The organism is Psychrobacter glacincola, from assembly GCF_965118485.1.
GTDB lineage: Bacteria > Pseudomonadota > Gammaproteobacteria > Pseudomonadales > Moraxellaceae > Psychrobacter > Psychrobacter glacincola_D.
This window is the reverse complement of record NZ_CBCPJH010000038.1, coordinates 22991-31729: the sequence shown is the minus strand read 5'-3', so window position 1 is coordinate 31729 and position 8739 is coordinate 22991. Positions and strand designations below refer to the sequence as shown.

At 42.8% G+C, this 8739-nt stretch carries 9 protein-coding genes; 4 read left to right on the top strand and 5 right to left on the bottom strand.

The window, feature by feature from the left end:
* Positions 1-117 precede the first annotated feature (117 nt).
* Positions 118-828 carry a DNA glycosylase gene (locus ACMHKH_RS12380; RefSeq protein WP_413520948.1) on the bottom strand — a complete coding sequence of 237 codons (711 nt, stop codon included), beginning with the start codon at positions 826-828 and terminating at the stop codon, positions 118-120.
* Positions 829-1160: 332 nt separating this feature from the next.
* Between ACMHKH_RS12380 and upp the strand changes: the two genes are divergently transcribed.
* Together upp and ACMHKH_RS12370 are read left to right on the top strand one after the other, a co-directional pair.
* Positions 1161-1808, top strand: a complete 648-nt coding sequence (gene upp, locus ACMHKH_RS12375) for a uracil phosphoribosyltransferase (protein WP_413520947.1) — start codon at positions 1161-1163, stop codon at positions 1806-1808.
* 120 nt (positions 1809-1928) lie between these two features.
* Positions 1929-2681 carry an SDR family NAD(P)-dependent oxidoreductase gene (locus tag ACMHKH_RS12370; protein WP_413520946.1) on the top strand — a complete coding sequence of 251 codons (753 nt, stop codon included), beginning with the start codon at positions 1929-1931 and terminating at the stop codon, positions 2679-2681.
* Positions 2682-2739: 58 nt separating this feature from the next.
* On the opposite strand, the gene ACMHKH_RS12365 is transcribed toward ACMHKH_RS12370, so the two are convergent.
* The 4 genes from ACMHKH_RS12365 to tyrS all read right to left on the bottom strand — a co-directional run bounded on the left by ACMHKH_RS12365 (position 2740) and on the right by tyrS (position 5666).
* The gene (locus ACMHKH_RS12365; RefSeq protein ID WP_413520945.1) at positions 2740-3441 is read right to left on the bottom strand and encodes a hypothetical protein; all 702 of its coding nucleotides are present in this window, start codon (positions 3439-3441) and stop codon (positions 2740-2742) included.
* 110 nt (positions 3442-3551) lie between these two features.
* The gene (locus tag ACMHKH_RS12360; RefSeq protein ID WP_413520944.1) at positions 3552-3782 is read right to left on the bottom strand and encodes a DUF1653 domain-containing protein; all 231 of its coding nucleotides are present in this window, start codon (positions 3780-3782) and stop codon (positions 3552-3554) included.
* A 33-nt stretch (positions 3783-3815) separates the two neighbouring features.
* Complete coding sequence (locus ACMHKH_RS12355; protein WP_413520943.1) at positions 3816-4394, bottom strand: GNAT family N-acetyltransferase; 579 nt, start codon at positions 4392-4394, stop codon at positions 3816-3818.
* Positions 4395-4454: 60 nt separating this feature from the next.
* Positions 4455-5666: a tyrosine--tRNA ligase gene (gene tyrS, locus ACMHKH_RS12350; RefSeq protein WP_413520942.1), complete on the bottom strand. Its 1212-nt coding sequence runs from the start codon at positions 5664-5666 to the stop codon at positions 4455-4457.
* Positions 5667-5785: 119 nt separating this feature from the next.
* Here tyrS and ACMHKH_RS12345 point away from each other — a divergent pair, with 119 nt between their 5' ends.
* The gene (locus ACMHKH_RS12345; protein WP_413520941.1) at positions 5786-7204 is read left to right on the top strand and encodes an anhydro-N-acetylmuramic acid kinase; all 1419 of its coding nucleotides are present in this window, start codon (positions 5786-5788) and stop codon (positions 7202-7204) included.
* A 188-nt stretch (positions 7205-7392) separates the two neighbouring features.
* A complete protein-coding gene (gene fabF / locus ACMHKH_RS12340; protein ID WP_413520949.1) occupies positions 7393-8664 on the top strand; it encodes a beta-ketoacyl-ACP synthase II in 1272 nt (423 codons plus the stop codon).
* Positions 8665-8739: the final 75 nt, after the last annotated feature.

Sequence of the window (8739 nt, the reverse complement as noted above, 5' to 3'; positions counted from 1 at the left end):
CATTAAGGTAGTTTTAGACTGTTATTATTAATCCTTTATTTACCATTACTTATCTGGATTTCTTATTATTTTTGTCTTATACACTCATATCGTTGAGCATCTTATAACTAACTTAGTTTATAGCTTTCCTATCTTTTTGAAGAAGTCTTTATAAGCAGCAACCTTTTTATCCAGCGCCAATGGGTAAGCGCGTGAGGTAGAAGGCAGTCTATATAACGTTAATTCATTAACATCAGCTTTTGGATGACTATCGTTATCCTGCCATTCATAAGGATAATCAATACTTTGATTGGTCTTAGGATGTTTTGATTTGGCAATCGGCTCATTTAGTAAGTTCAGTAAGACCTCTGTTGCTTTGCCGCCGGTAGTAAATAAAGACTTTACGTGAGGAACTTGCGGCAAAATCGTATCTAAATCGACGGTGGTGACGACGGTTAAATTCTTATCAGAGGCGTTACCGGTTTCGCGAATCGCTTGGACGACGGTCGGGCAAGAGGCAATACCACGCTCAAACATAAAAGCGCGAATACGCTCAGGATCGAAGCGCTTTTCGTCCCCTATTCTAAAATAATCGGCATCATCAAAAAATACGCGTCCATAAATGCGCCACATATCGTTTTGGAAATTGGGATAATGAAAGCGCATTGCCCATTTATCCGCAGTGGGTGGAAAGCTGCCCATCATCATAACGGTAGCATCAGGTGGTAGCACAGGACCAAAAGGATGGGTTTCGATATTTGCACCGTCTTTCTCTAATTTCTGTGTCCACACAAAGTCGTTAGCAGCTTTTGCGCTATTAGTGGGATTATTCGGTGAGGATTTGGTCATGATATTCTTCATCAGAAAAGTCGTTTTTTTGGTATCATAGTCATTCTAAACACGGTTTATTATTGGCTAATATTATCAGTGAGCTAGAATGCTACTTGGCTCATTACTAATATAAAAGCTTGGGCAATAGAGTCAAGGTACGATTTGTTATAGTCATTTACTATAAATGCATTGCCTGACCGTGTTTATATTACCCATACCTTTATTATTAGATAATCCCTTTTATAGGCTTAAGCCATTGCTAGATAATTAATCATTAGTTGAATACTAATGATTAATTTCAATCGTGATGTATGCCTGTCTAATCTGAGACCAACACCAAGAGAGCATTTATGAGCGACTTAAATATCACTGTGATTAATCACCCGCTAGTCCGTCATAAACTCAGCCTTATGCGCGAAAAAGACTGTAGTACCTATAAGTTTCGCACCCTAACCAAAGAGCTTGCGCGCTTGATGGCTTATGAAGCGAGCCGCGATTTTGAAATTGAGACATTTCCTATGGAAGGCTGGTGTGGTGAAATTACGGGTGAGCAAATCATCGGTAAGACGGTTACTATTGTGCCTATTTTGCGTGCCGGTATTGGTATGCTTGATGGGGTGCTCGATATGATTCCTACAGCGAAAATCTCTGTCGTCGGCTTACAACGTGATGAAGAAACGCTACAACCCGTGCCGTTTTTCGAGAAATTTGTCAGTCATATGGACAAACGCCCTGCTCTTATCATTGACCCAATGCTAGCGACAGGTGGCTCAATGGTTGCAACCATTGATATGCTAAAAAAACACGGCTGTAATAACATTAAAGCGTTGGTATTGGTTGCTGCACCTGAAGGCGTACGCTTGGTCAATGAAGCGCACCCTGATGTGACTATTTATACCGCTGCACTTGATAGCCATTTAGATAGCCATGGTTATATCATTCCAGGTCTTGGGGATGCAGGCGATAAGATATTTGGTAAACAAGAAGGTCAACGCTAATCATAAGCTTGCATGACGAGAGCGTAGTATGCAACGCTCTCGTCATGGTTTAAGCTTTCATCATTATTATAAAACGGCTTATTAATAGCTATCACTTATCAAGGATTGTAAGGGTACATAATGAACGTATTGATTACAGGGGCAAGCGCAGGATTTGGCGAAGCATTGGCAAGACGCTTGGTGGCAAAAGGTCATCGGGTCATTGGCTGTGCCAGACGACTCGATAAACTGAATGCATTAGCGCAAGAACTTGGTGAGTTATTTTTACCAGTCGTTATGGATGTCAGTGATACGGCTTCTATCCCGCAAATTATTGCCGACTTGCCAGCAGATTTTAGTCAAATCGATGTGCTTGTTAATAATGCTGGGTTGGCGCTTGGGACAGAACCTGCACATAGTGCCAGTCTTGATGACTGGATGCGTATGACTGATACCAATATTAAGGGTTTGATGGCGCTGACTCATGCGGTGTTACCAGCAATGGTAGCACGTGATAGCGGTTATATCATTAATGTCGGTTCGATTGCCGGTAGCTGGCCTTATTTTGGTGGCAATGTTTATGGCGCGACCAAAGCCTTTGTTAAACAGTTTAGCTTGAACTTGCGAGCAGACTTAGTTGGCACGCAAGTGCGGGTGACCAATCTTGAACCGGGTAATGTTGCCGGTACTGAATTCTCAAACGTGCGCTATCATGGTGATGATGATAAGGCGGCTCAGGTATATGATGGCTTTAAAACTATGACGGGCGACGATATCGGTGATATTTTATTATGGTTAATTGAATCGCCTGCCCATATTAACGTCAATCGTTTGGAAGTCATGCCTGTTGCGCAAACCTATAACGGGCTGACGATTGCTAAGCAAGATTCGTAGATACTCATAGAGTACTGATAGATATTAGGTCTACTGTTTAGCATGTTCCTCTAATTCATTAACGTAATTCATAAGAGCGAAGCAATATAGGGTTATTTTCTGATAACACTATATTGCTTTGCCCTTCTAGCTCTTTCTCTACTACTTGCTCATCTACCAGTCGCAAGTCGTTAAAATCCAAAATCAATACCTCGTTACGTATACGCTCACTCGTGCGCTTATTATGGCGTAACGAAAATCCTAACACTTGCTTACCTGTCACCCGTATCTGATTAACAATCATATCTTGGGTATTTGGTTTGTTTGAATTTAAAAAAGCTGATTGCTTAGCTGATTGGGTTAGTTGTTGCGCAGTTAGTACGGCAGTAGCAGGATTAAGAGTGGTGGTAAAAAGCTTTTCATGGCGCGCGCTGTCAGGTATCTTGCCTGCAACAAACAATATCTGCTCTAGCGGTAAGTATTGCCCATAACGATGCAACTCATGGCGGAATAATGCTGGTAACTCAGTATTAAAGCTGTCTTCGGTTTGCTGATAAAATGCGGCAAAACTACGCTGAATATAACGCCCAAATACGGTGGCGTTCACCCAATCTTGATAGACGTCATTATCTTGCAGAGTTTGAGTGAAAGCATGAGGATCAGCTGTGATGCTGCCATTCAGCATTGCCAGTAATAATAACTGTGCATTAGAAAAGGTTTGCTGCTCCCATATTTGCGGATAAAGACTACTATCAAGCTCCGCCAACGTTGAATGATTCATCACCCGTCGTCCTTTTGCTATGAGTCATTTGCTATAAATCACATTACTCTTTTCAATATAGCAATATTCTCTAAGCAACGGCGTCATATTTAGTAGCATCCTACCTGACTTTATAAGGCTTTAATCATCTCGAACCTTGGTACTTCTTTACCAACAATATTAACCACTTCTGTAAACATGGTTAAAGGACGTACCCAAACGCCATATTCACCATAAAGACAACGATAAACGACCAAAGACTCTTCTGTTTCTGAATGCTTTGCTATATGCAAAACTTGGTAAAGGCTGCCTTTATAGTGGCGATAGATACCTTGGGGAATGGCTTGGTATGTTTGAGTCATAATTTTCTTACTTCTTTCAATTGTTATAAAAGCTTAGTGAGCATCATTAAGCTTTTTCGTCAGCTCTAATTTTACTGGTAGCCACTCAGATTTTATTAAGCTATACATCACTGTATCTGAAATAACGCCATTGCGACAAACTCGATTGCCGCGAATCACCCCATCTTTTTTAGCGCCTAAACGCTCAATAGCTTGTTGTGAGCGATGATTGCCTATATTTGTACGCCAACCTACTGTCTGATATTCCAAAGTCTCAAATATATAGGTTAGCAGCATGAGCTTACAAGTCGTATTGACATGCGTTCGCCAATACGATTTTGCGTACCAGGTATAGCCAATCTCTAAGCGTTTTACAAAGGGTAAAATATCGTGAAAACTTGTTGATCCAATCGCTTTACCAGTTAAGTCATCAATGACCACAAAGGCTTGTCTATCAGGCATTGATGCTGCGGTATTAATATAGTCCATAACCTTATCTGGCTCAGGTACCGACGTCTCGTTTATTTTCCATAGTTCACCATCTTGGCAAGCTTCAGCTAAGTCAGTTGCATTACTTAGCGTCAATGGCTTAAGGGTAATGCCATTACTTGATAATGTAGGAAGGGCTAACATCTACTTCTCCTTAAGCCATAATGAACTTAGAAACTTTGGCTACCTAACTCAATTTCTTAACTACCCTACTGTCACTTTCGCATAGGCTTTCTTACCCGCTTGAATAACCACGGTTTGCCCAGACGTTAAGCTAAAGCCGGCATCTACTATTTCGTTATCTACTTTTACCGCGCCACGTTTGATCATATCTTTGGCAGATGAACTGTTTTTAGCCAGACCAGCTTGGTTGAGTATTTGAGTAATAAATAATCCTTCAGCGCCTTCTAAATCTAGTGTCACTTCTGGCAAATCAACTGGCAATTCGCCATCAGCAAGTACGTTACCCGCTGATTTGTGTGCATTGGCAGCAGCGTCAGCATCGTGGAAACGTTCAATCAATTCTTCAGCAAGGATACGTTTGATTTCCTGTGGATTGCGACCGTTTTCCATCTCTGCCATTAAACCTTCGACTTCTTCCATTGGCTTAAAGCTTAAAAATTCAAAATAGCGACGGATTAAGGTATCTGGCATAGATAGAAGTTTTTGGTACATAGTGCCCGGTGCATCATAAATACCAACATAGTTCTTCAGGGATTTAGACATTTTATTAACGCCGTCTAAGCCTTCCAAAATCGGCACCGTAATACACACTTGTGGCTCTTGACCATAACGACCTTGCAAGGTGCGTCCCATCAAAAGATTAAAGGTTTGGTCAGTACCACCAAGCTCCACATCGGCTTTTAGCGCGATAGAGTCATAACCTTGCACTAATGGATATAAAAACTCGTGAATAGCAATAGGCGTTTGCGCCGCATAGCGTTTAGAAAAGTCATCGCGCTCAAGCATACGCGAGACGGTCAACTGGCTAGAAAGCTGAATCATGTCACCCGCTGACATGTCTTTAAACCATTCAGAGTTAAAGACGATGCGGGTTTTCTCTTTATCCAAAATTTTAAAAACTTGCTCCGCATAGGTTTGAGCATTGACTTGGATTTGCTCATCGGTCAATGGTGGACGTGTGCTGTTCTTACCAGAAGGGTCGCCAATCTTGGCAGTATAATCGCCGATTAGAAAATAAATTTCATGACCCAAATCTTGAAAATGCTTGAGCTTATTAATCAATACCGTATGACCCAAATGCAAGTCTGGTGCGGTAGGATCAAAACCTGCCTTAATACGTAGCGGGCGATTAAGTTTGAGCTTTTTAACCAAATCCTCTTCAGATAGGATTTCTTGGGTGCCGCGCTGGATAATGGCAAGTTGTTCTTCTAAAGTGTAAGTTTTCTCGGTCATGATGCTCTCTTTATTGTCTTTAGTACAGGGTGACAGCGTTTGGGCTATTTAGAACCTCGTTGCCATCAAAAAATGTTAGAATTTGGCAGATATACTAGCGTTTTTTAAGGTAAATTGCCATGACCAACCTCGCATCGATTACTGATATTCAGAATAATAGCGCCACAGATTTAAGTTTAGATATCAGCTTAGATCATATTGACGACTTAAATTATGCCACCTTGACCGATGCACTCGAGCAAACGGTGTTTGAAAATTTTGATGATGGTTTATATATTGGGATGATGTCTGGCACCAGCTTAGATGGTATGGATGCTGTGCTTTGTCAATTTAGTGCTGATAGTGCTGATTGTATTAGTGACGATACTAGTGTTGCAAGTATTAATAAAGACAGCAAACAGCAACCAATGCAGTTGTTAGCGACTGTTAGCCAAGATTTCCCGCCGCGTTTACGTGAAGTATTATTAGCATTATGTCAACCTAATGGCATCAACCAATTAACACCAACGGCAGCTGAACCCAGCAGCGAGTTAGATTGGTTCGGTTGGGCAAGTAAAGAATATGCTGAATTTGCCAGCGAGGTGGTCAATGCGTTATTGCAGCAATCAAATACTGATAGTGAGTCAGTATTAGCGATTGGCTGTCATGGACAAACCGTACGCCATCGTCCGCAAATGGGCTTTAGCTTACAATTAGTGGATGCCAATATCATAGCTGAGCGTACTGGCATTAGCGTCGTCAGTGATTTTCGACGCCGTGATATGGCAGTCGGTGGTCAAGGTGCGCCTTTGGTTCCGGCTTTTCATCAAGACTTATTTGCCGTGCCTGATAGCACGCGGGTTTTATTAAATTTAGGCGGTATTGCCAATATCGCTGTCTTACCAGCGATTTCTAATGGCTTCTTAGATTCTAATGAACACTCAGACAATCAGTTATCTGGTAGCGTTGATAGCGTAGTTGGTTATGATACCGGTCCTGCCAACCTATTATTAGATGCGTGGACGGTATTGCATACTGACAAGGATTATGACGCGGGCGGTACATGGGCGCAATCAGGTCAAGTCGTCGAGCCACTACTCAATCAGCTTTTGGAACATCCATTTTTTAATAAAACCTATCCTAAAAGTACAGGGCGTGAAGATTTTAACTTAGTATGGCTGCAAGATGAGCTACAAAAATTCGATCAGGCTTCTGCTGATATTCGCTACTCGTCAGCAGATGTACAAGCGACGCTCACTGAGCTGACCGCTATTAGCGCCAGTGCCCAAATCAATCTCTTTATCAACGCTGATGAAAACAGTACGGTTTATGTCTGCGGCGGCGGTGCGCTGAATGATTATCTTATGACGCGGTTACAAGCACATCTGCCACGTTGCAAGGTAGAAACCACAGCAAGCTTAGGACTTGAGCCAACGTGGGTAGAAGCAGTCGCCTTCGCTTGGTTAGCAAGACAGACACTCATGGGCAAAACAGGTAACTTACCTGCAGTGACAGGTGCAAGTAAAGGCGTGGTATTAGGACAGGTGTGTTTTGCCTAATCGGTCAAATTTTAGTTTACATACGTGCACTTATGTGTTTTATAATGGCTTAAGAAATACCCTCCTCTTAGGACCCGAAAGGACAGGATTACAATATGAGCCAGCACAGCAGCCCATCAAAATCGCAAACCGCTACTACTGATGCAAAAAGGCGTCAAAAGCCGCCACACTATGAGCGCTCTGATGAAATGCGCGTTGTGGTGACGGGTATGGGAGCTGTCACGCCATTAGGGCTAGATGTCGAAAGTACTTGGACAAAGCTGCTCAACGGTGAGAGTGGTATCGCCACGATTACTCATTTCGATGCCACTGAATATCGTGCGCAGATTGCAGGCGTGGTCAAAGATTTCGATGCTAAGCAATATATGAATGCTAAAGACGCACGTCGCTATGATGATTTTATGCAATACGCGGTAGCGGCAACATCAATGGCGTTAGAAAATGCTGGTTTTATTGATGAAGTGAGCACCAATGACAGTCCTGTACAAAATGTTGACCAAGAGCGCTTTGGGGTTATTTTAGGGTCAGGTATTGGTGGTATTCAAACGATTGAAGACAGCTGTGCCATGCTCAATGATAAAGGTCCTAAAAAAGTCTCACCATTTATCATTCCAGGCTCTATCGTCAATATGGCAGCAGGGCTAGTAGCGATTAAGCATACATTAAAAGGTCCAAATCTTGCCACATCTACTGCCTGTACCACAGCCACTCATGCTATTGGTCTAGCAGCGCGCTTGATTGCGTATGGCGATGCCGACGTGATGATTGCTGGTGGCAGCGAAAAAGGCTCAAGCCCGCTTGGCATGTCGGGATTTTCAGCGATGCATGCATTGTCAACTCGTAATGATGAGCCAACTCGTGCCTCGCGGCCTTTTGACAAAGACCGTGATGGTTTTGTATTAGGTGATGGTGCGGGTGTCATGGTGCTAGAGAGCCTTACCCATGCCAAAGCACGTGGTGCGACAATACTAGCTGAGCTGGTCGGTTTTGGTATGAGTGACGACGCCAGCCATATTACTGCCCCTCCTGAAGACGGTAGCGGCGCAGCACGAGCGATGCAAAATGCAATAAATGATGCAGGTATTGAACCTTCAGTCGTTGGTTACGTCAATGCTCATGGCACCAGCACGCCTGCTGGTGATATTGCTGAATCTATTGCCATTGAAACCGTCTTTGCAGCTGTTAAAGACAGCATCTTAGTCAGCTCAACCAAATCGATGACTGGTCACTTGCTTGGTGCTGCTGGTGCTATAGAAGCCATCTTTACTGTGCTTACTCTGCAACACCAGCAAGTACCGCCAACGATTAACTTGGAAAATGTTGAAGACAACTGTAATCTTGATTATGTCGCCAATCAATCACGTAAAGTGGATAATCTACAGTACGCCGTCTCTAATAGTTTCGGTTTTGGCGGTACCAATGGTTCATTGATATTTGCCCGCTGGCCTGTCAATCACTAAGACAGCAAGCTTATGATTGAAACCTTGTAACCTTGGTGTCAGATTTACTACGTTTGTCTACTTGCAGCCCCTTAT